We start from the raw sequence: 23149 nt of genomic DNA, 5'->3' as shown, positions 1-23149 counted from the left end.
TTTATATTTGCTCAAAATACAATAGAGTTATGTTGCAATTAAATGTAAAGAACGAAACGTCTCGACTTCGTGCTGTAGTTTTGGGTTCTGCTGTTCATAATGGACCAACTCCAACTATAGAAGAGGCTTATGATCCTAAATCATTGGAACATATTAAGGCGGGAACTTATCCTTTAGAAAAAGATATGGTTGCTGAAATGGATGCTTTTAATGCTGTTTTTCAGAAATATGATGTTACAGTTTATCGTCCGGAGATGATTGAAAACTACAATCAGATTTTTGCAAGAGATATTGGATTCGTAATTGATGATATCTTTGTGAAATCGAATATTCTTCCAGATAGAGAACGCGAATTAGATGCTATTCAATATGTAATTGATCAGATAGATCCATTAAAAGTGGTTCGTCCTCCAGAAGAAGTTCATATTGAAGGAGGAGATGTGATGCTTTGGAATGATCATATTTTTATCGGAACTTATAAAGGAAGTGATTATAAAGACTACATTACAGCAAGAACCAATATGCATGGTGTAAACTATATCAAATCGTTATTTCCTAATAAGATTGTAAAAGAATTTGATTTGGTAAAATCTAAATTAGAAGCAAGAGATAATGCGTTACATTTGGATTGTTGTTTCCAGCCCGTTGGAAAAAATAAAGGTATTATTTATAAAAGAGGCTTTCGAGAGGAGGCAGATTATCTTTATTTAGTGAAGCTTTTCGGAAAAGAAAATCTATTTCATATTGAAAGAAACGAAATGTATAATATGTTTTCGAATGTATTTTCAATTGATGAAAATGTGGTGGTTTCTGAAAAGAATTTCACGAGATTGAATAATTGGCTTCGTGAAAATGGTTTTACTGTTGAAGAAATTCCATATGCTGAAATTTCAAAGCAAGAAGGTTTGTTAAGATGTTCAACGCTTCCATTAATTAGAGAGTAAAAATAGTTTTTTGTTTCAAGTTTCAGATTTCAAATTTTTGCAAGACGTGAAACCTGAAGCTTGAAACGTGAAACAAAAAAAATATAAAAAATGAGACAAACAACAAACGCAATAGTAATGATTCGCCCAGTTGCATTCAGGATGAATGAACAGACGGCTGTAAATAATTATTATCAAAAAGTATTAGACGAACTTTTACCAAGTACTGTTAATGCTAAAGCACAACAGGAATTTGATGCTTTTGTTGAAAAATTAAGAGCAGTCGGAGTAGATGTTACTGTTGTTGATGACAATTTAGAGACTGATACTCCTGATAGTATTTTTCCAAACAATTGGGTTTCATTTCATGAAAATGGTGATGTAGCACTTTATCCGATGTTTGCTGAAAATCGTCGTCAAGAACGTCGTGAAGATATTTTGGATACTTTGGAAGAAAAAGGATTCGAAATTTCTAATATCATGGATTATACTTCAGCAGAAGAAGATGGCATTTTCTTAGAAGGAACAGGAAGTTTGTTGTTAGATAGAGCTAATGGAAAAGCATATTGCGCACTATCTCCAAGAGCAGATGAAGAGCTTTTTATAGAATTCTGCGAAGATTTTGATTATGCTCCTGTTATTTTTGAAGCTTTTCAAACGGTTGATGGCGAGCGTAAACTAATTTATCATACTAATGTAATGATGTGTTTAGGTGAAACTTTTGCTGTTATTTGTGCAGATTCTATCGATGATAAGAAAGAACGAAAAATGGTTCTGGATAATCTTAAACAAGATCAAAAGGAAGTTATTTTAATAACAGAAGACCAAGTGAATAATTTTGCAGGAAATATGCTAGAAGTTCGCGGAAAAGATGATAAGAGATATATTGTTATGAGTGCTTCTGCACACCAGATCTTAACTCCAAAACAGATTGCTCAATTGGAAAATCATGCAGAAATCTTAAGCTCAAGCCTTGATACAATTGAAGCTTGTGGCGGAGGAAGTGCAAGATGTATGATGGCGGAAGTTTTCTTACCGAGAAGTTAAAATAAAAGATCTAATAAAAAGAAAGGGATAAAATCATACTTGATTTTATCCCTTTCTTTTTAAGAATATTTTGGAGTTAAAAATTTCCTTTTATAATATTTACTATAGCACTTACTATGTATTGAATTCCGATAGAAATAACGATAAAACCAACAATTCTTGAAATAGCGACAATTCCAGATGCTCCTAAAATTCTAGCTAAATAATGAGCGCTTTTTAAAATAGCAAAAATCGCTACAGCAATTGCTAGAATCGCTAATGATGAAATTATAATTTCGTTTATTTCATGATGCTCTTGATAAAAAGCAATTAAAAGAGACATCGATCCAGGGCCAGCAAGCATTGGTATTGCTAAAGGTGTTAATGCAATATCATTTCTGTGTTGCGCTTCATTTTCAATTTTTTTATTGATTCCTCGTTTCTTGTTGAATTTTCCAGAAAGTAAAGAAAAACCAGAATTTACAATTACAATTCCGCCCGCAATTCTTAAGGCGTCTATGCTGATTCCGAAAAAAGTTAAAACATATTGGCCAATGAAATAAGAAACCAATAATATGATGAAAACATTGATTGCGGTCCAAAGAGAGATTCGTGATCTTTCTTTTTGAGAGTCGTGTTGTGTTAATCCGACAAAAATAGGTACAGTTCCAATTGGGTTTAGCACTGAGAACAAGGCAGCAAATAAGTAAATAAATAATTCCATATTATATTGATTGGTTGAAGTAAATGTAATTATTTTTTGATGTTTTTATGTGAAATTATGTTATAATAATGTTTTTATTGCTGTTTATTCTGAATCAAAGACATGAAGTTAAATCGTTCTTTTTGATTACTTTTGCAGTCTAAACAAAAACAATGAAAAATAAAAAAACATTAGTCATAGGAGCATCTACAAATCCAGAACGTTATTCTTATAGAGCAGTAAATATGCTGGCAGGAAAAGGACATTCTGTTTTAGCAATCGGACAAAAAGCAGGAGAAGTTGCTGGAGTAAAAATTCAAACTAAGGCGATACCAGTTAAAAATATTGATACCATCACTTTGTATTTAAATCCTATTCGTCAGAGAGATTATTATAATTATATTATTGAGTCACATCCTAAACGAGTGATTTTTAATCCAGGAACAGAAAACCCAGAGTTGTACCAATTACTAGAATTAAATGATATTCAAGTAGAGGTAGCTTGTACATTAGTTTTGTTGGCTACAAATCAATACTAAAATATTATTTGTCACTTTCATTTTAACATTGAAAAGAAAGGTGTTTCGTAATAAATTTTCGTTAGTGTTAAGCTTTGAATTTAATGGCTGTAATGTAGGCTAAACCATTAAAAGTATTACTTTTGTCGTCATGGAATTTTCATCAAAATTAATTGAAAAAGCGGTAAACGAAATGTCGCAATTACCTGGTATAGGTAAGCGTACGGCACTTCGATTAGTTCTTCATTTATTAAAACAACCTAAAGAACAAACAGCTTTTTTGTCTCAAGCATTATTGAAAATGCGTGAGGATATTAAGTTTTGTGAAAGTTGCCATAATATTTCTGATACTAAAATGTGCGAGATTTGCGCTAATCCAGTTAGAAATCATGAAACAATATGTATTGTAGAAGATATTAGAGATGTTATGGCAATAGAAAATACAGGGCAATTTAGAGGAATATATCATGTGCTTGGAGGTAAAATTTCACCTATTGAAGGAGTAGGCCCAAATCAGTTAAATATTTCTAGCTTAGTAACAAAAGTAAAATCTGGAAATGTAGCGGAGATTATTTTTGCGTTAAGCTCAACTATGGAAGGAGATACAACGAATTTTTATATCTATAAACAAATTGCAGATTCTGATATTATAATTTCGACAATTGCGAGAGGAATATCGGTTGGAGATGAATTAGAATATGCAGACGAAATAACACTTGGACGAAGCATCTTGCATAGAGTTCCTTTTGAAAAAACATTTAAAAACAATTAACTAAACCCCAAATAGCGATTATGTTTTTCTTGATATTAAAGGAAAAGATCTTTGCGAAAACATTGAACGAATGACAAAAAACAGTTTTTTTCTATTTTTATTAATCTCTACATTATTTACCTCGTGCATTCCAATCAAAGATTTGGTTTACCTTCAGGATAAAAATGATTCAGGAGAACAAGCAGCGATTGTAGCAGTAGAATCAAAACCATATAGATTGCAAGTGCATGATGTTTTAAAAGTTAATATAAAGGCAATAGACTCAAAATTAGTCTCTATTTTTAATACAACTGAAGGCGAAACTGGTCAGGCAGGCAAGAGCGAAGCTAGTTTGTACTTTGATGGATTTACAGTTGACGATCACGGAAATATAAGAATGCCAATTCTTGGAGAAATTAATGTAATTGGATATACTCTTGAAGAGACAAGAATAAAAATCGAAAAGAAATTACTGGAAGAATATTTTAAAAGCGAAGCAAATATTTTTGTAACAGTAAAACTAGCGGGTTTTAGATATACAATTAATGGAGAGGTTGGAAGTACAGGTACAAAAACATTATTTAAAGATAATGTAAATATTTTAGAAGCTGTTGCAAATGCTGGAGATATTACAACAGTCGGTAATAGAAAAGAAGTAACCATAATTCGTCAGAGTCCAACTGGTGTTCAACTGCATGAGATTGATCTTACAGATGTGAACGTAATGAAATCACCTTATTATTATTTACAGCCAAATGATTATATCTATGTAAAACCATTGAGGCAAAAAACATGGGGAACGGGTCAAACGGGGATACAGTCAATAGGAACAATAATCACATTATTGTCTTTGGCAACAACAGTTTATTTAATTATAAAGTAAAAAATAGGTTTTTAAAATGTTAGACATTAAAGATTTTGCCATTTTTGAAAATCATTCTCATTTTGATTTTAAAGGGTTTCTGTTGAAAATTGCAAGTTACTGGAAATGGTTTCTTGTAAGTTTGATTATTACATTCACTATTGCTTACCAGATAAATATTCGTAAAGAAAAAATTTACGGAATGCAAACCATGATTTCTATTAAAGAAGAAAGCAATCCTTTTTTTACATCAAACACCAGTTTGGTATTCAATTGGGGAGGAGTTTCGGATCAGGTAAATGGTATTTCTACAATTTTGCAATCAAGATCTCATAATGAACTAGTCGTAGATAAACTTCAATTTTATATTAATTACTTAGAGCAGGGGAAATACAATTTAATTGATTCTTATGGAGCGGTACCATTCTACGTCGATATTGACAAAACAAAGGGACAGCTTGCAAATACATTAATTAATATAAAATTTTTAAGCGAAAATGAGTATCAAATTCAGATACCATTTGAAGTTAATTCTGTTTCGTTAATTACTTATAGCAATAATTCTTATGGCAAGACGTCAGTACAACCCACAACTTTTATTAAAAAATACAAAGTAGGAGAACGTGTTAATCTTCCATTTTTAGATTGGAAACTTCAAATAGTAGATAATCCAGGTTTTTATAAAGGTAAAGAATACTTTGTAAGATTTAATGATTTTGATGGAACTGTATCTCAATACAAAGGCATAAATGTAGATGCTGGAAAAAGTGCAGGGTCGTTGTTGACTTTGTCAATGCAAGGAACAAATAAAGCAAGAATGGTTGATTATCTAAATGCTACCGTAAGGATGCTTATGAAATTGCAATTAGATGGTAAAAACCAATTTGCAACAAACACTATTAGATTTATTGATAGTACTCTTGTTGCAATGGAATCTCAGCTTAAAGAGACTGGTAACGAATTAAAATCTTTTCAAAAAGATAAAAATATTTACCAAATAGAAGATGGTGGCTCAAGGGTTTCAGAAAAGATAATGAATTTTGATGTTGAGAAAGATCAAGTTACTAGAAAGATAGCTTATTATAATTCGTTAAGATCATATTTAAATAGTAGCGACGACTATTCTAGGTTGCCAGCACCTTCTGTTGCTGGAATTGAAGATCCTAATGTTGTTGCTAATGTTTCCAAACTTATAGCTCTTTCTACTCAAAGATCAGAAATGGCTTATGCTGTAAAAAGTGAAAAAATATTTAAAGATTTTGATAATCAAATGGCTGCGGTAAAAAATGTTCTTCAAGAGAATATTGCTACTGCAAAGTCTTCTTTAGTTTATGATTTATCTTTGTTAAATGCCAAAATTGGCCAAGCAGAAAGTGCTGTTAAAAAACTTCCTGAAGAACAACAGGAATTACTGAAGATTAAAAGGAAATATGATTTGAATGACAATATCTATACAGAGTTCCTTCAGAAGAGAAATGAAGCAGAAATTGTAAGAGCATCTAATCTATCAGATATTCATTTTATTGATCCTGCAAAAGATATTGGTGGAGGTTTAATTGGTCCTAAGACTTCTGTAAACTATGTAATGGCTTTGTTTTTAGGTGTTTTAATCCCTTTGTTGTTTGTTTTATTAATCTTCTTTATTAATAATTCAATTCAGAATGGTGATGATATTAGTAAACTAACACAGATTCCATTGCTTGGAGTAGTTGGTATTAATAAAGACTCAGGAAGCTTAGCGGTTTTTGATAAACCAAAATCTGCTCTTTCAGAATCATTTAGGGGCTTACGTTCTTCACTTCAGTTTTTATATAAAAAACAAAAAGTTGACGGATCCAAAACCTTAATGATTACTTCTTCAATTAGTGGAGAAGGAAAAACATTCTGCTCTATAAATATCGCTACAGTTTTTGCTTTAAGCGAGAAAAAAACAGTAATAGTTGGTCTGGATTTAAGAAAACCAAGATTGGCAGATGAATTTCAATTAAAATCATCTCTAGGAGTTGTCAATTATTTAATAAGACAAAATAATTTAGAAGAAATTACTAATCAGACACCAATTCCTAATTTAGACATAATACTTTCAGGACCAATTCCTCCAAATCCTTCTGAGTTAATTTTAAGTGATGCAATGAAAGAATTGATTGATGAACTGAAGCAAAAATATGATTATATAGTTTTGGATACTCCGCCAGTTGGTTTAGTAGCAGATTCATTGGAATTAGTTCAGTTTGCAGATGTAGTATTGTATATTGTAAGACAAAATTATACTAAGAAAGATATGATAACGTTGTTGAATACTAGGCTTAAACGTGGAGAGTTGAGCAACGTGAGTATTGTATTAAATGGTTATGAAAATAAAGCAAAATACGGTAGTGGCTACGGATATGGTTACGGATATGGAGCTTATTCGAATGGTTATCATGAAGAGGATGTTAAAGATGGATTTTGGAAAGCATTTTTAAACCGAATTAGAAAAAAATAAACTTTGACAAATGGAAAGCAGGGTAAAGAATACAATTTTGATTACAGGAGGAGCTGGATTTATAGGTTCAAATTTGACTGAGTATTTTTTAGGCTTAGGCTATAAGATCGTTTGTATGGATAATTTTTCTACAGGCCATCGTTATAATTTAAAAGATTTTTTAAATAATCCTGATTTTAAGTTAATCGAAGGCGATATCCGAAATTTAACTGATTGTAGTTTAGCTGTTGAAGGAGTAGATTATGTTTTACATCAAGCTGCTTTAGGTTCTGTTCCTAGGTCGATAAAAGATCCAATTACGACTAATGATGTAAATGTTTCGGGTTTTTTAAATATGCTTACAGCAGCACGCGATGCTAAAGTAAAACGATTTGTTTATGCTGCGAGTTCTTCTACTTATGGAGACTCTCAAGGATTACCCAAAGTAGAAGATGTTATAGGAAAACCATTGTCTCCTTATGCAATTACAAAATATGTGAATGAGCTTTATGCGGAAATTTTTAGCAAGACATATGGATTAGAAACAATCGGACTTCGTTATTTTAATGTTTTTGGAAGAAAGCAAGACCCTAATGGAGCTTATGCGGCTGTAATTCCAAAGTTTGTAAAGCAATTTATGAGCCACGAGAGTCCAATAATTAATGGAGACGGAAATTATTCTCGTGATTTTACTTACATAGACAATGTAATTCAAATGAATGAGTTGGCTATGACTTGTCAAAATTTAGAAGCAATTAATACTATTTATAATACTGCATTTGGAGACAGAAATACTTTAAATGACTTAGTTGGATATTTAAAAGAATATTTATCAGACTTTGATCCAAAAATAAAGGATGTTCCAGTTATTTATGGCGAAAATCGAGCAGGAGACATTCCGCATTCTCTAGCAAGTATCGAAAAAGCAAAAAGAAATCTCGGTTATAATCCAAAGTATTCTTTGCAAGACGGGTTAAAAGAAGCTGTTGAATGGTATTGGAATAATTTAAAATAAATTTAAGATCAAGATAAAATAGATCAAATGAAAATTACAAAAATTTGCTGCATTGGTGCAGGATATGTTGGAGGGCCAACAATGGCAGTGATTGCTCAAAAATGTCCTCATATTCAGGTTACGGTTGTTGATTTAAATGAACAAAGAATAGCAGATTGGAATGATCCGAATCCTGAAAATATTCCAATATATGAACCTGGACTTTCTGAAATTGTAGCAGAAGCAAGAAGCAGAAATTTGTTTTTTTCTACAGATGTAGATAAAGCGATAGATGAAGCTCAAATGATATTTATTTCTGTAAATACACCAACCAAGACTTATGGAAAAGGAAAAGGAATGGCAGCAGATTTAAAATATATCGAATTATGTGCTAGACAAATTGCAAGGGTTGCAAAACAAAATAAAATTGTAGTCGAGAAGTCAACTTTACCAGTGAGAACCGCTGAGGCCATTAAAAGTATATTGGATAATACAGGAAATGGTGTTCAATTTCAAATTTTATCTAATCCAGAGTTTTTAGCAGAAGGAACTGCAGTTACAGATTTATTAAACCCTGATCGAATTTTGATTGGTGGAGATAAAACTCAAGAAGGTGAAGAGGCAATTAATTCCTTAGTAGAAGTTTATTCAAATTGGGTAAGCAAAGATCGAATTTTGACAACAAATGTTTGGTCGTCTGAATTGTCTAAACTAACCGCAAATGCATTTTTAGCACAACGTATTTCTTCAATAAACGCGATGTCGGAACTTTGCGAGAAAACGGGAGCAAATGTAAATGAGGTAGCTAAAGCGATCGGTATGGATAGTAGAATTGGTCCTAAATTTTTGAAAGCTTCTGTAGGATTTGGAGGTTCTTGTTTCCAAAAAGACATATTGAATTTAGTATATATAGCAAAATCATACGGATTAAATGAGGTTGCAGATTATTGGGAGCAAGTGATTATTATGAATGATCATCAAAAAAGAAGATTTTCAAATAAAATTGTTCAGACTTTATATAATACAGTAGCCGATAAAAAAATTACTTTTTTAGGTTGGGCTTTTAAAAAAGACACAAATGATACAAGAGAGTCTGCAGCAATTTATGTTGCTGATGATTTAATAAATGAACAAGCCAAAATCTCCGTTTTTGATCCGAAGGTTTCTAAAACTAAAATGCTAAGTGACTTAGATTATTTAGAAACGAGAGCAAGTGAAAATAATCTTGACGCACTAAGTGTTTTTGATAATGCTTATGAGGCATGTAAAGACGCACATGCGATTGCAATTTTAACAGAGTGGGATGAGTTTACAACTTATGATTGGAAAAGGATTTACGATTCTATGCATAAGCCAGCTTTTATATTTGATGGAAGAAATATTTTAAATGCCAAACAATTAGAATCAATTGGATTCGTTTATAATGGTATTGGAGCATAAATTGGTTTTGTATTTGTAGAATTAAATGGAGTGGAATATGTTGCTTCATCCTAAATAAAAAAAAATGAATTGGTATGTTGTTTATACAAAACCGAAATGGGAAAAGAAAGTAGCAGATAAACTTAATCAGCTTGGAATAGAATGTTATTGTCCATTGATTACTCAAATAAAACAGTGGTCAGACAGGAAGAAGAAAATTGAAACGCCTCTTTTTAATTCCTACGTTTTTGTTCAGTTATCCGATTCAGATCGTAACTTAGTTTTTCAAGTACAAGGAGTAGTTAGGTATTTGTTTTGGTTAGGAAAGCCAGCAATTGTAAAAGATCAAGAAATTGAAATTATTAGAACAAGTTTAAAATCCCCGAATCTAAAGGATGTTTCAGTTTCGACTATTCAGGTTGGAGATAAAATTAAATTAGAGTCCGGTGCGTTTATCAATCAAGATGCAATTGTTCAGGAAGTTTCTAATAATTATTATGTGCTGGTGCTTGAAGCTTTAGGGTGTGTCTTGAAAATAAAATATAAATAACAGCGTTATCCAATAAAAAGTTAACAGAAGAGAAGTCTTTTTTTAGATTTTTTTCTTCTGTTTTTTTTATAAAGTAATTATTTACAGCCTGATTAATAACACATTGTGGGTAAGCGTTTTTTTATTAACAATTTGTTTTTGAGTATTACGGGAAACCGTATTGATTAACTAGAGTTATTATACTATATTTGCGCGAAAATGATTAATTTAGGCATCTGAGTCAGATATTGTGACTTGGAACGGCGAAGCCGTGAATTTTTAAAAGCCTAAAGAAATTAAAAAGATGGAGCTAGAAAAAAATATTAAAATTGCAGTTATTGGTTTGGGCTATGTCGGTTTGCCACTGGCTCGATTGTTTGCAACAAAATATTCTGTAATTGGTTTTGATATAAATGAATCGAGGGTTAGTTCTCTGAAATCAGGAACAGATACAACATTAGAAGTAGAGGATGATGTTTTACAAAGCGTTTTAATAAATAAAACCGATGAAAAAGAAGGACTATATTGTACTACCTCTATAGCGGATATTGCTGAATGTAATTATTATATAGTAACAGTTCCTACACCAGTAGACAAAAACAATAGACCAGATTTAACTCCTCTTTATAAGTCGAGCGAAACAGTTGGTAAAGTTTTAAAAAAAGGAGATATAGTTATTTACGAATCAACTGTCTATCCAGGAGTAACAGAAGAACAATGTGTGCCAGTTTTAGAACAGGTGTCTGGTTTAAAGTTTAATGAAGATTTTTTTGCAGGATATTCTCCAGAAAGAATTAATCCTGGAGACAAGGAACATACAGTTGAAAAAATTTTAAAAGTAACATCAGGCTCAACACCAGAAATAGGTTTAAAAGTTGACGCTTTATATAAGTCTGTAATTACTGCTGGAACCCATTTAGCTCCAACAATAAAAGTAGCGGAAGCAGCTAAAGTTATTGAGAACTCTCAGCGAGACATTAACATTGCTTTTGTTAACGAATTAGCTAAGATATTCAACTTAATGAATATCGATACTCAAGAAGTATTAGAAGCGGCATCTACAAAATGGAATTTTTTGCCATTTAAACCAGGACTTGTCGGCGGACATTGTATTGGTGTAGATCCTTACTACTTAGCACAAAGAGCACAGGAGTTTGGTTATCACCCAGAAATAATTTTGGCAGGAAGACGCTTGAACGATAGCATGGGCGAATATGTGGCTTCACAAATAGTGAAGTTAATGATAAAAAAAGGTATTTCGGTTAATGGAGCTGAGCTGTTAATGCTTGGTATTACTTTCAAAGAAAATTGCCCAGACGTTAGAAATACAAAAATTGTCGATGTTATAAAAGCATTAAAAGATTACGGAATAGTGGTTACTATTTTTGATCCTTTAGCTAATAATGACGAAGTTAATAAAGAATATAAGCTGGAGACTATTAACTCTCTGCCTGAAAAAGAATTTGATGCATTAGTATTAGGAGTAGCTCATTCAGAGTTTCTTCAAATAGATTTTTCAAGTTTGCAAAAAGAAAAAAGTTTAATTTATGATGTAAAAGGAGTTTTAGGATCTTTGGCAGACAACAGACTTTAGATCTCCTTTTTTATTTAAGAGTATATGAGTTCAGATAAAACGATAACGCACGTAATACTTACTGGAGGAGTTGGAAGTAGACTTTGGCCACTTTCTCGTAAAAGTAGACCAAAACAATATCTTGAAATATTTGATGGTAAATCTTTATTTGAAATGACAGTTAAACGAAACAGTCATTTAGCAAATAAAGTAATGGTAGTTGGGAATGTTGATAATCATCATTTGAGTGGCAAAGTGATGGAAAAAACAAGTACTTCTTACATAAATATTATTGAGGCAACGCCAAGAAATACGGCTGCGGCGATAGCTTTTGCTGCATTTGCATCTGAACCTAATGATATTTTAATAATTACTCCGTCAGATCACATAATAGATCAGATGGAGAATTATAATCAGGCTATCAACGAGGCGGTTACAAAAGCTAATGATGGTTTTATTGTAACTTTTGGGGTTATTCCAACTAAACCAGAAACAGGTTATGGTTATATAGAAGCAGAGGGGGACAATGTAATTTCTTTCCGTGAAAAGCCAAATGAAACTACAGCAAAGGAGTTTATTGCAAAAGGCAATTTTTTATGGAATAGTGGAATGTTTTGTTTTAAAGCAAGTGTGCTTTTAGAGGAGTTGAAAAAATTCCAGCCCGATGTTTATGAAAAATCAAAAACAGTATGGGAGGGAAGTAATGATGGATTTTTAAATTTTGACTTATCTATGGAAATTCCTTCTATCAGTATTGATTATGCAGTAATGGAGCGTAGTAAAAAGATTAAAGTTGTTCCTGCTTCGTTTTCATGGTCAGATTTAGGCTCATTTGAATCAGTATATGATTATTTATATTCTAAAGGACATTCAACAGATTCTAACGGCAACATGGTTATTGGATGTGATAAGCATACCACTTTTCTTGGTTTGAAAAATACTATTTTTGTCTATACAGAAACGGCTAATTTAATTTTGCAAAAAGAAAATTCACAAGATGTAAAAGATATATATAACGAATTGGAAAAACAAAATTCCGATTTATTAAATTAATAAAAAGCATTTAAAATGAAAAAAATTTTAATAACTGGCGGTGCTGGATTTATTGGTTCTCATGTAGTAAGACGTTTTGTAAACAAATATCCGGAATATCAAATTTTTAATTTGGATGCTTTAACCTACGCAGGAAATCTGGAGAACATAAAAGACATTGAGGATAAACCAAATTATACCTTTATTAAAGGAGATATAGTTGATGAAAGTTTTATAAATGACCTTTTTAAAAAACATGAATTTGAAGGAGTTTTACATTTAGCTGCTGAATCACATGTTGATCGCTCGATAGAAGACCCATTAGCATTTGTAAAAACTAATGTTATCGGAACTATGAATTTATTAAATGCGGCTAAAAATCAGTGGAAGGGCAATAATGAAGGAAAAAGATTTTATCATATCAGTACAGATGAAGTGTATGGTTCATTAGGAGCTGAAGGTTTATTTAAAGAAACTACTTCTTATGATCCAAACTCCCCTTATTCCGCCTCAAAGGCTAGTTCAGACCATTTTGTAAGAGCGTATGGAGAAACTTACGGACTTCCATATGTTTTAACTAACTGTTCGAATAATTACGGTTCATTTCATTTCCCCGAAAAGTTAATCCCATTATTTATAAACAATATAATTAATAGTAAACCTCTTCCTGTATATGGAGACGGAAATTACACTCGTGATTGGCTTTTTGTGGAGGATCATGCCATTGCCATAGATTTAGTTTTTCACGAAGGAAAAAATCATGAGACCTATAATATTGGAGGTTTTAATGAATGGAAAAATATTGATTTAGTAAAGCTTCTTTGTAAAATTATGGATCAAAAATTGGGTCGTGAAGCTGGAGATTCTGAAAACTTGATTACTTATGTAAAAGACAGGCCGGGTCATGATTTAAGATATGCAATCGATGCATCTAAAATCAATACAGAATTAGGATGGAAACCTTCGGTTACTTTTGAAGAAGGATTAGAAAAAACTATAAATTGGTATCTTAATAATAAAGAATGGCTTCAAAATGTTACTTCAGGAGCCTATAAAGAGTATTATCAAAAACAATATTCATAAAAAGTATACTTACAATAAATATATCGAAGATAATTTTTCCTGTAAATTATGAAAAAAATAATATACGTTCTTACATTTTCTTTTGCATTAATAACATTTAATGCAACTGCACAAGATTTAATGAAATCCAAAGATTTAAGTTCTGTAAGAGTAGATTACTTATCAGATGATGATTTGACAAAAATTAGCGCTCAGTTAAAAAGTAATAACACAACTATTGAGCAAGTTGAATCAATGGCACTTTCAAAAGGTATGAACCAAGCAGAGTTTAATAAACTTAAGATTAAGCTTAATGATTATGAAAAGAAAAATTCAAAAGATGGTGGAAAAGATAAAAATAAGGATAGTAAATTAAAATCAGGTGATAAGGATTCAGAGTTTGGCAGAAAACAGGAAAAAATTAAAAATGAGAAGATAAAAGATTCTTTGAATGCATTAATTTTTGGATCAGAACTCTTTGATAATCCTACTTTAAATTTTGAACCAGATTTGAATTTGGCAACTCCTATGAATTACATTCTCGGTCCTGGTGATGAATTGCAAATAAGCGTTTATGGTGTTCAAGAATATAATGCTAATGTACCAGTAAGTGTTGAAGGCAAAATAAATATTGATTATGTTGGGCAAATTTCAGTTTCAGGAATGTCTATAGAAGCGGCAACACAAAAAATAAAAGCGGCTGTTGCTAGAGTTTACAGTACCGTTCGCTCTGGGCAATCTCAAGTTAGCATTAGTTTAGGAAAAATACGGACTATAAAAGTTACCATTGTTGGAGGTAAACAGCCAGGGAATTATTCTATTTCTTCGCTAGCAACTGTTTATAATGCTTTACATTTAGCTGGTGGGCCAGGAAAGAATGGGAGTTATAGAAATATTGAATTGATACGAAACAATAAGGTTTACAGGAATATTGACATTTATAGATTTTTAGTTAAAGGAGATCAATCTGATAATGTTACCTTAAAAGAAAATGATGTAATTAGAATTCCTGCATATACACAAAGAGTAACTGTAGAAGGTGAAGTAAAAAGACCAGGGATTTTTGAAATGAAAAATGGCGAAAAATTCTCAGACTTATTGAATTTTGCATCTGGCTTTAATGAATTTGCTTATACTGCTTCAGTAAATGTATTGCAAAAGACAGGAAAAGAATTTAAAGTCCACGATATAAATGAAAGTGAATATAATTCCTATCAACCTCAATCCGGAGATGTTTTTAGAATTACTAAGATTATAAATCGATTTGAAAATCGTATCAAGATTGAAGGGGCTGTTTTTAGACCAGATTATTATTCTTTTACAGAAGGGATGAGGATTTCAGATCTTGTGACAAGAGCAGAAGGATTAAAAGAAGATGCTTATAGTAAAAGAGCAAGAATTATTCGTTTAAGAACAGATTTAACAACAGAAATTGTTAATTTAGATTTAGGAGCCGCTTTGTCAGGTGATTTAAATGAAGATATTGAACTAAAAAGAGAAGATATAGTGACGGTATATTCTATATTAGATTTTAGAGAAGAATATAAAGTAACTATAGATGGGGAAGTAAAAAATCCTGGAGAGTATGAATATTTTGAAAATTTAACTTTAAATGATTTAGTGGTTCAAGTAGGTGGCTTAACTGGTTCTGCTTCAAAAAGAGTTGAAATTGCTAGAATGATTAAGTCTGATGCTATTGATGATGCTGACCCTAAACGTGTAGAATTAGTGGAACTGGAAATAACCGCAGACAATAATGAACAAGTTAAAAATTTTGTTTTAAAACCTTTTGATGTTATTAATATTCGTAGAATGGCAGTTTATGAAAAACCCGAAATGGTTAAAGTTAGTGGGGCTGTTACTTATCCTGGTAAATATGTATTGGCTAATAAAAAAGAGAAGGTTTACAATGTGGTGATGAGAGCAGGAGGTTTAACATCAATTGCAAATTTAGATGGTATGAAAATCAAAAGGCCAATCAAGGAAGAACAGATTGAGCAACTAGAAAGTATAAATCTTAACTACGATAAGAAAGAAACTTCTGAAGAGGGAGTTGATTTAAAGACAAAAGATACTCTCAAGTCTAGATTGTCAAAAAGACTTAGAGATGATTTAAAATATACTACAATTCCTGTAAATTGGGTGAAAATCGTTAAAGATAAAAATCATTATTCTAATGTTACATTATTTCCTGGAGATGAAATAGAAGTTGCTGTCTATAATGAAGGAGTAAAAGTTACAGGAAATGTATTATTGACATCTGAAATTCCATATAGAAATGGAAAAGGATTTAAATATTATATAAATTCTGTTGGGGGAGTAGATAGTAAAGGATGGAAAAGAAAGGCATATATAATATATCCCAACGGAAAAGCAGCAGTGACAAGTTCTTTTTTATTTTTTAGGTCTTATCCGAAAGTAGAGCCAGATTCGCAAATTGTTGTACCAGAAAAGCCTGAAAAGAGAAAGATGAGTGCAGGTGAATGGGCTGGTCTTGGGACAGCATTTGCCAGCTTGGCATTATTAATTGTAACTGCTTTTAAATAAATTTTGATGGAAAATACGGCGACAGAAAGTGATGAGCTCTTGTTTAAGGATGTGTTAGAAAAAGTGAAACAACTTATAGTTTATTTTTTTAATCATTGGAAAATAATTTTTATTGCAGGCTTTATAGGAGGGGGACTAGGGATAGTCTACTCATATATTAAAAAGCCTATTTATACGGCAACATTATCTTATGTTTTAGAGGATGAAAACTCAAATGGCGGGTTAGGTGGTGCATTAAGTTTGGCAGGAACTTTAGGTTTAGGCGTTGGAAGTAATGGAGGAGGAGGAGTTTTTTCAGGATCAAACTTAACAGAATTATTTAAATCTCGTAATATGGTTGAAAAAACCTTATTAATGCCAGTCAAAGTGGAAGGGAAAGAAATTTCGTTAGCTGAGATGTATATTCAAATTAATAAATGGCGTGATGTTTGGAATACACAGCCTAAGTATAAAACTATTCAGTTTCTACCAACTAGTGATCGCAAAAAATTTACAAGAGTTCAGGATAGTATCTTGGGAGTAATTTATAGCAATTTATCAAAAAGTTCTTTATCAATAGAGCAAAAAGATAAAAAAACTGCAATTACATCCATTGAAGTTGCTTCTGGAAATGAATTATTTTCCTTTTACTTTTGTGAAGCACTTGCTAAACAGGTTGGTAAATTTTACATTGAGACCAAGAGCAAAAAAGCTCGTACCAATATGGAGATTTTATATCGGCAAACTGATTCTATTAGAAGAGAATTAAATGGCGCGATACATGGTATGGCTGTAGCCAATGATAATACATTTATGTTAAATCCTGCACATAATGTTCAACGTGCACCATCTTCTCGCAGACAGGTAGATATTCAGACTAACACAGCAATTCTTGCTGAGTTAGTAAAACAATCGGAATTAGCTAAAATTACGCTGAGAAAAGAAACACCTTTAATCCAGGTAATCGATAGACCAATTTTGCCTTTACCCAAAGAAAAATTTGGGAAAACAAAGGGATTGCTAATTGGTGGATTTTTAGCTGTATTTATTAGTTTAATTTTTTTATTATTTAAGAAACTATTTTCTGAAGGGACTTTCAAGTAGCCCCATGCTTATATTATGAAACCATTTATTATTGATTTTCCTAAGATACATGACCCAAGAGGAAATCTTACCTTTCTACAAGGATTGCAACAGATTCCATTTGAGATCAAAAGAACATTTTGGACATATGATGTTCCTGGTGGCGAAGTACGAGGCGGTCATGCATATAATTCTCAAAAAGAAGTGATTATTGCTTTAAGTGGAAGTTTCGATGTTATAATTACTAACAAGGATGGTATAACGGAAAAGTTTTCTCTTAATAGAAGTTATTATGGCTTGTATTTACCAGCAAAAACATGGAGGCATATTGAAAATTTTTCAACAAACTCGCTTGCATTACATATTTCTAGCGAATCATTTTCAAAAGAAGATTATATTAGAGATTTTGAAGAATTTAAAATTTTGAAAGATGTATAATGTATCAGATTGTAAAATAATTGATTTGTCTCAAGTACATAACGACGCTGGTAATATTACAGTTTTAGAGAACAATATAAATATTCCTTTTGCTATAAAGAGAATTTATTATTTATATGATGTCCCTAAAAAGGCAGACAGAGGTGGACACGGACATTATGAGTTGCAACAATATATTGTTGCAGCAAGTGGTTCATTTACATTCGTGCTAGATGATGGTGTCAGTAAGAAAGATTTTTTTTTAAATGATCCATCAAAAGCATTGCATATCCAGCCTGGAATTTGGAGAGAGATTAAAGATTTTTCTAGTGGTTCAATATGTTTAGTTCTAGCTTCACATGAGTATAGTGAATCTGATTATATAAGAGATTACAAAGAATATTTAAAATATAGAAATGATACACCCATTATCTGATGTTAAGTCTACCAACATAGGTATTGATACTGACATATGGCAATTTGTAATTGTGTTAAAAGAAGCTGTAATTGGCAGTAGATGTAATATAAATTGCAATGTTTTGATTGAAAATGACGTATTTATTGGAGATGATGTTACAGTAAAACCAGGAGTGCAAATTTGGGATGGTATCTATATCGGTAATAAAGTAATGATAGGGCCTAATGTAACTTTTACAAATGACAGAATTCCAATTTCAAAAAATAAAAATTACAAAAATGAGAAAACAATAGTTGAAGATTATGTTTCAATTGGTGCAAATTCAACAATTTTATGTGGTATTAAAATAGGTTATAAAACTTTAATAGGGGCGGGAAGTGTATTAACAAAAAGTACTTCTCCATATACTGTATGGTACGGAAATCCAGCAAAGCATACAGGTTATATTACAGACGATTCAATTTTACTAAATTTGAACTTAGTAGATCGCTGTACTGGTGAAGAATATTATTTAGATGGATTTAGACCAATTAGAAAATGATTAAATTTTTAGATTTACAAAAAGTTAATGCCCAATATAGTGATGAACTAAAATCTGTTGCGGCTGAGGTAATTGATAGTGGATGGTATTTATTAGGCGACAGAGTACAAGAATTTGAAAATTCTTTAAAAGATTTTCAAGATGGAGGAAATGTAGTTGCTGTTGCAAATGGTTTAGATGCATTACGTCTTATTTTCAAAGCCTATATAGAATTAGGTATTATGAATGAAGGAGACGAAGTAATTGTTCCTGCAAATACCTACATTGCTTCAGTACTAGCGATTACTGATAATAATTTGGTTCCTGTTTTAGTTGAGCCAAATTTGGAAACCTATAATTTAGATATAGATTTAGTAGAAAGTAAAATTACTTCAAAAACTAAAGCTATTATGGTTGTTCATCTGTATGGAAGGGTTTGTTGGAGTACGGAATTAGAAAATATAGCTAAAAAATATAGCATAAAAATTATTGAAGACAATGCTCAGGCAATTGGTGCAAAATGGAATGGTATAAAAACTGGGAATTTAGGGGATGCTGCTGGATTTAGCTTTTACCCAGGCAAAAATTTGGGTGCATTGGGAGATTCGGGTGCAGTTACGACTAAAAATCCTGAGTTAGCTGAAGTGATACGTACATTGGCGAATTATGGTTCTGCACAAAAATATGTAAATCAGTATCAAGGATTAAACAGTCGTATGGATGAAATACAAGCTGCTTTTTTAACTGTTAAGTTAAAACATTTAGAAAATGAAGCTAAAATTCGTAGAGAAGTGGCATTTGAATATATTAGAAACATTGATAATAAAAGTGTAATTTTGCCAAATTATAATGAATATGAAGAACATGTATGGCATCTTTTTGTTATTCGTGTAAAAAATAGAGATGAACTGTATTCGTATTTGACTGAAAACGGTGTTCAAACATTAATTCATTATCCTATCCCAATTTATAAACAAGAGTGTTACAATTACATGTCGAATATTTCTTTACCAATAACAGAAATTATTCATAATGAAGTTTTGAGCTTACCTATTAGTTCTGTTATTACAAAACAAGAAATTTCAAAAATTGTAGAGCTTTTAAATTCTTATAATAGAATACCTTGATTAAGAAACTTAAAATAATTTTATCAAATCCTTTTTTGATATGTAGATTTATTATATGTAAAATAAAATCTATTTACTATTCTATGTATATAGATGAAGGTAGTAAGGGAAAAATTATTATAAATAATCCTCATATCTCTTTAAAAATTAAAAAAAGTCAAGGATCGAAATTAATATTAAATGGTGATGTTTTTATTAATTCTCACATTGGTGGCACAAATCCAATTATTATCACTTTAGGAGTTAATTCAACTTTAAAGATTGATGGTGATTTTATAATTGGAAATGGTGTCAAATTGATTTTAAGTGATGAGGCCTTTTTATATTTGGGAGGTAAAGATATTGAGTCAGGTTCTGGAATAACAGCAGATTCCGTAATAATGTGTTATAAAGATATTAGAATAGGTAAAGATTTTTTATGTGCTTGGAATGTCTTCATCACCGATTCTGATTGGCATACAATAGAAAATAAACAACATTATGAAAATGTGACTATTGGTAATCATGTTTGGATCGCGAATAATAGTAGTGTTTTAAAAGGCTCTACAATTTGTGATAATTCAATAGTTGCAAGTTTAACCAAAATTAGTAATAAATCATATCCTCCTAATTCAATGTTAGCAGGAATACCTGCTAATATTGTAAAATCAAACATATCTTGGTCAAGAGATATTTGATATATATCACAAATGAGGAATTTGTATTGCAAAACTTACGACCAATGCAAATCATTTTGAAAGCAAAGAAATTCAGTTTGAGTTTTTAGATGAATAATAAAGAAGAAGAAAAGGATGCCCTTAAAGCGACAGGGACAGTTGGAGGAGCTCAAGTTATTAATATATTGATTTCTCTTTTGAGAACTAAAGTCATTGCCTTAATTTTAGGCACTTTTGGAGTTGGGGTAGTTGGAATATTAACTACAGCGACAGACATGATAAGAAACTTTGCAAGTCTAGGTCTTCCATTCAGTGGTGTAAGAGATATTTCAATAGCAAATGCCAAAAAAGATGATTTAGAAATTTCAAGGATTGTTAAAGTATTCAATAAATGGATTTTTATTTCAGCCCTTGTTGGAAGTATTATTACTGTAATATTTTGTCTGCCATTAAGCAGGTTCTTATTTAATAATGATATTTATACTGTTGGAATAGGGTTTTTATCGGTTTCAGTTTTTTTTTCTACATTGGCTGCAGGTTATCAGTCGGTTATGCAAGGTAAAAGAGCTGTTTTATTGATGTCTAAAGCGACTATTGTCGCGAATTTTTTTGGCTCTTTGGTCTCGGTATTATTTTATCTTGTTTTAAAAGATAAAGGAATAGTTCCTTCACTTATCTTAATGGCATTAGTTAATTTTTTAGTTATCTATTTCTTTTATAAAAAATTACGAATTCCAAAATATAAAAAGATTTCAGTTATAGAATCATGGAGTACTGCAAAAGTGATGATTCGGATAGGATTTTTTACTATAATAGTCAGTATTGTTGAGCAATTTGTAAGTCTAGGCTTAAGAGCTTTTTTGTCTAATAAATCGGGAATAGACGGGGTTGGACTTTTTACAGCTGCAAATACAATTGCAACAATGTATCTGTCAATTGTGTTAAACTCTATGGCGAGTGATTACTACCCAAAATTATCTTCAATACATGATGATAATCATAAGTTAGGCGCAACTGTTAACAATCAACTTTATATTGTTCTATTATTGGCATCACCTATTATTATTGGTATGGTTGGGTTTGCGGAAGTAGCGATTAAGATTTTATATTCAAGTAAATTTTTAGGAGCTGTTTCAGTACTAAAATGGCAGATAATTGGAGATTTCTTTAAAATTATTGCTTGGCCATTTGGATTTGTTTTTTTAGCAAAAGGCCTAGGTAAACTCTTTGTTTTTAGTAATGTTTCTTATACGATTATTTATATTGCAAGTGTATATTTAAGTTGGGACAAATTTGGGTTTTTATCAATAGGATTATCTTTTTTCATTGCTCAGTTTTTTTTGATGGTTTTTATATGTCTATATAGTAATTTTCGATTTGGTATAAATATTTCTTCTAAAAACATAAAAGTTGTAATTGTAATGTTTTTTCTTTTAGCAGTTTCCTTTTGTTCTCATGAATATTTTACAGGACCTTTACGTTTAATGATTTCTGTTATTGCATTGATTTTTTCTATTATCTACTCTATATATAATTTAAGTTTAATAATGGATGTAAAAATGCTTATAAGCAGAATAATAAGAAGAAAATAATGTCAACAAAACCTCTTATATCAGTTGTTATACTTTGTTATAACCAAGAAGCTACAATAGCACGTACAATTGAAAGCGTATTACAGCAAGAAACAAACTATAGCTTTGAAATAATTATTGGAGAAGATGCATCCCCAAATGATAACACACGACTAATTTGTAAACAATATGCGGAAAAGTATCCTGATATTATTCACCTTATGGATAAACAACCAAATAAAGGTCTGTTGAAAAATTATATTGATTGCATACAGAAGAGTAGGGGTAGATATTTAGGAGTTTGCGCTGGTGACGATTGGTGGCATAATCCTCATAAACTGGAAATGCAGGTTCAATTTTTAGAAAAAGACAATAGTTTTGGATTAGTTTTTACTGATTATAGAATAGTGAATGTAAATAATAATGTTGAAGTTTTTACAAGTTCAAAGCCAATTATTGTTGACGAAAAAAAGATGTATTTAAATTTACTAAAAGGTAATTTTATTTCAGCGGGAACAGTAATTTTTAGAAAAGAAATTTTCTCTAAATATATAAACTTTGATAAGTTTATATCACTTGGTTTTGTAATGGAAGATTATCCTATGTGGTTAGAGATGATACAACATACAAAGTTCAAATATATACCTGTAGAAACCATAACTTATACTGTAGCAGAAGGATCTCTAAGCAACAATAAAAGCAACTACGAGAAAACTGAAAAATTTGAGAATGCAGTGTTCGATATAAAAAAGCACTTTTTAAGCAAATATTCAACTAATGATATTACTGTTAAAAAACTTCAAGAATTGCACCATAATTTTTTAGCAACTAATTTTATTAAGGAAGGACATTTTGAGAGAGCTAAATATCATTCGAATTTCTTAGTTAGAACAGGACTCAAGGGGTTTGTGAAATTTTTAATATGTAATACTCCTTTCGTCAAATTGTATTCAAATTATCTTAATAAAAGTTAAA

The 23149-nt window shown here is 31.1% G+C and carries 22 protein-coding genes; 21 read left to right on the top strand and 1 reads right to left on the bottom strand.

The features are described 5' to 3' along the window. Positions 1-29 precede the first annotated feature (29 nt). Positions 30-944, top strand: a complete 915-nt coding sequence (locus tag BSF41_RS21130; RefSeq protein ID WP_095931489.1) for a dimethylarginine dimethylaminohydrolase family protein — start codon at positions 30-32, stop codon at positions 942-944. Positions 945-1034: 90 nt separating this feature from the next. Next, the gene (gene ctlX / locus BSF41_RS21125; protein ID WP_095931488.1) at positions 1035-1970 is read left to right on the top strand and encodes a citrulline utilization hydrolase CtlX; all 936 of its coding nucleotides are present in this window, start codon (positions 1035-1037) and stop codon (positions 1968-1970) included. A 76-nt stretch (positions 1971-2046) separates the two neighbouring features. On the opposite strand, the gene BSF41_RS21120 is transcribed toward ctlX, so the two are convergent. Further along, positions 2047-2673, bottom strand: a complete 627-nt coding sequence (locus BSF41_RS21120; protein WP_095931487.1) for a MarC family NAAT transporter — start codon at positions 2671-2673, stop codon at positions 2047-2049. 152 nt (positions 2674-2825) lie between these two features. On the opposite strand from BSF41_RS21120, the gene BSF41_RS21115 reads away from it, so the two are divergent. The 19 genes from BSF41_RS21115 to BSF41_RS21025 all read left to right on the top strand — a co-directional run bounded on the left by BSF41_RS21115 (position 2826) and on the right by BSF41_RS21025 (position 23148). Next, positions 2826-3191 carry a CoA-binding protein gene (locus BSF41_RS21115; protein ID WP_095931486.1) on the top strand — a complete coding sequence of 122 codons (366 nt, stop codon included), beginning with the start codon at positions 2826-2828 and terminating at the stop codon, positions 3189-3191. A gap of 130 nt (positions 3192-3321) precedes the next feature. Beyond that, entirely contained in the window at positions 3322-3942 is a 621-nt protein-coding gene (gene recR / locus BSF41_RS21110; RefSeq protein ID WP_095931485.1) for a recombination mediator RecR, read from the top strand. A gap of 70 nt (positions 3943-4012) precedes the next feature. After that, positions 4013-4804 (top strand): polysaccharide biosynthesis/export family protein, encoded by a 792-nt coding sequence (locus tag BSF41_RS21105; RefSeq protein WP_095931484.1) that lies wholly within the window; start codon positions 4013-4015, stop codon positions 4802-4804. 16 nt (positions 4805-4820) lie between these two features. After that, positions 4821-7268 carry a polysaccharide biosynthesis tyrosine autokinase gene (locus BSF41_RS21100; RefSeq protein WP_095931483.1) on the top strand — a complete coding sequence of 816 codons (2448 nt, stop codon included), beginning with the start codon at positions 4821-4823 and terminating at the stop codon, positions 7266-7268. A 10-nt stretch (positions 7269-7278) separates the two neighbouring features. Beyond that, positions 7279-8262, top strand: a complete 984-nt coding sequence (locus BSF41_RS21095) for an SDR family oxidoreductase (RefSeq protein WP_095931482.1) — start codon at positions 7279-7281, stop codon at positions 8260-8262. A 27-nt stretch (positions 8263-8289) separates the two neighbouring features. Continuing rightward, positions 8290-9681, top strand: a complete 1392-nt coding sequence (locus BSF41_RS21090; RefSeq protein ID WP_095931481.1) for a UDP-glucose 6-dehydrogenase — start codon at positions 8290-8292, stop codon at positions 9679-9681. 64 nt (positions 9682-9745) lie between these two features. Further along, complete coding sequence (locus BSF41_RS21085) at positions 9746-10210, top strand: UpxY family transcription antiterminator (protein WP_095931480.1); 465 nt, start codon at positions 9746-9748, stop codon at positions 10208-10210. 283 nt (positions 10211-10493) lie between these two features. Further along, the gene (locus tag BSF41_RS21080) at positions 10494-11783 is read left to right on the top strand and encodes a nucleotide sugar dehydrogenase (RefSeq protein ID WP_172426951.1); all 1290 of its coding nucleotides are present in this window, start codon (positions 10494-10496) and stop codon (positions 11781-11783) included. A gap of 24 nt (positions 11784-11807) precedes the next feature. Next, complete coding sequence (locus BSF41_RS21075) at positions 11808-12815, top strand: mannose-1-phosphate guanylyltransferase (RefSeq protein ID WP_095931479.1); 1008 nt, start codon at positions 11808-11810, stop codon at positions 12813-12815. Positions 12816-12830: 15 nt separating this feature from the next. Further along, positions 12831-13877 (top strand): dTDP-glucose 4,6-dehydratase, encoded by a 1047-nt coding sequence (rfbB, locus tag BSF41_RS21070; protein WP_095931478.1) that lies wholly within the window; start codon positions 12831-12833, stop codon positions 13875-13877. A 48-nt stretch (positions 13878-13925) separates the two neighbouring features. Then, complete coding sequence (locus BSF41_RS21065) at positions 13926-16403, top strand: SLBB domain-containing protein (RefSeq protein ID WP_095931477.1); 2478 nt, start codon at positions 13926-13928, stop codon at positions 16401-16403. Positions 16404-16409: 6 nt separating this feature from the next. After that, the gene (locus BSF41_RS21060; protein ID WP_095931476.1) at positions 16410-17486 is read left to right on the top strand and encodes a Wzz/FepE/Etk N-terminal domain-containing protein; all 1077 of its coding nucleotides are present in this window, start codon (positions 16410-16412) and stop codon (positions 17484-17486) included. Positions 17487-17501: 15 nt separating this feature from the next. Further along, positions 17502-17903 carry an FdtA/QdtA family cupin domain-containing protein gene (locus BSF41_RS21055; RefSeq protein ID WP_095931475.1) on the top strand — a complete coding sequence of 134 codons (402 nt, stop codon included), beginning with the start codon at positions 17502-17504 and terminating at the stop codon, positions 17901-17903. Next, complete coding sequence (locus BSF41_RS21050; RefSeq protein ID WP_095931474.1) at positions 17896-18318, top strand: FdtA/QdtA family cupin domain-containing protein; 423 nt, start codon at positions 17896-17898, stop codon at positions 18316-18318. The genes BSF41_RS21055 and BSF41_RS21050 overlap by 8 nt, the downstream gene beginning before the upstream one ends. Further along, positions 18299-18841 carry an acyltransferase gene (locus BSF41_RS21045; RefSeq protein WP_172426950.1) on the top strand — a complete coding sequence of 181 codons (543 nt, stop codon included), beginning with the start codon at positions 18299-18301 and terminating at the stop codon, positions 18839-18841. Before BSF41_RS21050 ends, BSF41_RS21045 begins: the two co-directional genes overlap by 20 nt. Beyond that, positions 18838-19947, top strand: coding sequence for a DegT/DnrJ/EryC1/StrS aminotransferase family protein (locus BSF41_RS21040; RefSeq protein WP_095931472.1), 1110 nt, complete (start codon positions 18838-18840; stop codon positions 19945-19947). Before BSF41_RS21045 ends, BSF41_RS21040 begins: the two co-directional genes overlap by 4 nt. A gap of 83 nt (positions 19948-20030) precedes the next feature. Beyond that, the gene (locus BSF41_RS21035) at positions 20031-20624 is read left to right on the top strand and encodes a hypothetical protein (RefSeq protein WP_095931471.1); all 594 of its coding nucleotides are present in this window, start codon (positions 20031-20033) and stop codon (positions 20622-20624) included. 89 nt (positions 20625-20713) lie between these two features. Then, positions 20714-22195: an oligosaccharide flippase family protein gene (locus BSF41_RS21030; RefSeq protein WP_095931470.1), complete on the top strand. Its 1482-nt coding sequence runs from the start codon at positions 20714-20716 to the stop codon at positions 22193-22195. Beyond that, the gene (locus BSF41_RS21025) at positions 22195-23148 is read left to right on the top strand and encodes a glycosyltransferase family 2 protein (RefSeq protein ID WP_095931469.1); all 954 of its coding nucleotides are present in this window, start codon (positions 22195-22197) and stop codon (positions 23146-23148) included. The genes BSF41_RS21030 and BSF41_RS21025 overlap by 1 nt, the downstream gene beginning before the upstream one ends. Position 23149: the final 1 nt, after the last annotated feature.

The organism is Flavobacterium sp. ACN2 (assembly GCF_002303885.1).
Classification (GTDB): Bacteria; Bacteroidota; Bacteroidia; order Flavobacteriales; family Flavobacteriaceae; genus Flavobacterium.
This window is presented reverse-complemented; position numbering and strand designations above follow the sequence as displayed.

Bases quoted from the DNA above. Each gene is read 5' to 3' on its own strand.
- BSF41_RS21065 (WP_095931477.1), top strand. From the start codon at position 13,926: ATGAAAAAAATAATATACGTTCTTACATTTTCTTTTGCATTAATAACA.
- BSF41_RS21130 (WP_095931489.1), top strand. From the start codon at position 30: ATGTTGCAATTAAATGTAAAGAACGAAACGTCTCGACTTCGTGCTGTA.
- BSF41_RS21040 (WP_095931472.1), top strand. From the start codon at position 18,838: ATGATTAAATTTTTAGATTTACAAAAAGTTAATGCCCAATATAGTGAT.
- BSF41_RS21075 (WP_095931479.1), top strand. From the start codon at position 11,808: ATGAGTTCAGATAAAACGATAACGCACGTAATACTTACTGGAGGAGTT.
- BSF41_RS21060 (WP_095931476.1), top strand. From the start codon at position 16,410: ATGGAAAATACGGCGACAGAAAGTGATGAGCTCTTGTTTAAGGATGTG.
- BSF41_RS21085 (WP_095931480.1), top strand. From the start codon at position 9,746: ATGAATTGGTATGTTGTTTATACAAAACCGAAATGGGAAAAGAAAGTA.
- BSF41_RS21090 (WP_095931481.1), top strand. From the start codon at position 8,290: ATGAAAATTACAAAAATTTGCTGCATTGGTGCAGGATATGTTGGAGGG.
- BSF41_RS21095 (WP_095931482.1), top strand. From the start codon at position 7,279: ATGGAAAGCAGGGTAAAGAATACAATTTTGATTACAGGAGGAGCTGGA.
- BSF41_RS21035 (WP_095931471.1), top strand. From the start codon at position 20,031: ATGTATATAGATGAAGGTAGTAAGGGAAAAATTATTATAAATAATCCT.
- BSF41_RS21120 (WP_095931487.1), bottom strand. From the start codon at position 2,673: ATGGAATTATTTATTTACTTATTTGCTGCCTTGTTCTCAGTGCTAAAC.
- BSF41_RS21050 (WP_095931474.1), top strand. From the start codon at position 17,896: ATGTATAATGTATCAGATTGTAAAATAATTGATTTGTCTCAAGTACAT.
- recR (WP_095931485.1), top strand. From the start codon at position 3,322: ATGGAATTTTCATCAAAATTAATTGAAAAAGCGGTAAACGAAATGTCG.
- BSF41_RS21045 (WP_172426950.1), top strand. From the start codon at position 18,299: ATGATACACCCATTATCTGATGTTAAGTCTACCAACATAGGTATTGAT.
- BSF41_RS21100 (WP_095931483.1), top strand. From the start codon at position 4,821: ATGTTAGACATTAAAGATTTTGCCATTTTTGAAAATCATTCTCATTTT.
- rfbB (WP_095931478.1), top strand. From the start codon at position 12,831: ATGAAAAAAATTTTAATAACTGGCGGTGCTGGATTTATTGGTTCTCAT.
- BSF41_RS21030 (WP_095931470.1), top strand. From the start codon at position 20,714: ATGAATAATAAAGAAGAAGAAAAGGATGCCCTTAAAGCGACAGGGACA.
- BSF41_RS21055 (WP_095931475.1), top strand. From the start codon at position 17,502: ATGAAACCATTTATTATTGATTTTCCTAAGATACATGACCCAAGAGGA.
- BSF41_RS21115 (WP_095931486.1), top strand. From the start codon at position 2,826: ATGAAAAATAAAAAAACATTAGTCATAGGAGCATCTACAAATCCAGAA.
- BSF41_RS21025 (WP_095931469.1), top strand. From the start codon at position 22,195: ATGTCAACAAAACCTCTTATATCAGTTGTTATACTTTGTTATAACCAA.
- BSF41_RS21105 (WP_095931484.1), top strand. From the start codon at position 4,013: ATGACAAAAAACAGTTTTTTTCTATTTTTATTAATCTCTACATTATTT.
- BSF41_RS21080 (WP_172426951.1), top strand. From the start codon at position 10,494: ATGGAGCTAGAAAAAAATATTAAAATTGCAGTTATTGGTTTGGGCTAT.
- ctlX (WP_095931488.1), top strand. From the start codon at position 1,035: ATGAGACAAACAACAAACGCAATAGTAATGATTCGCCCAGTTGCATTC.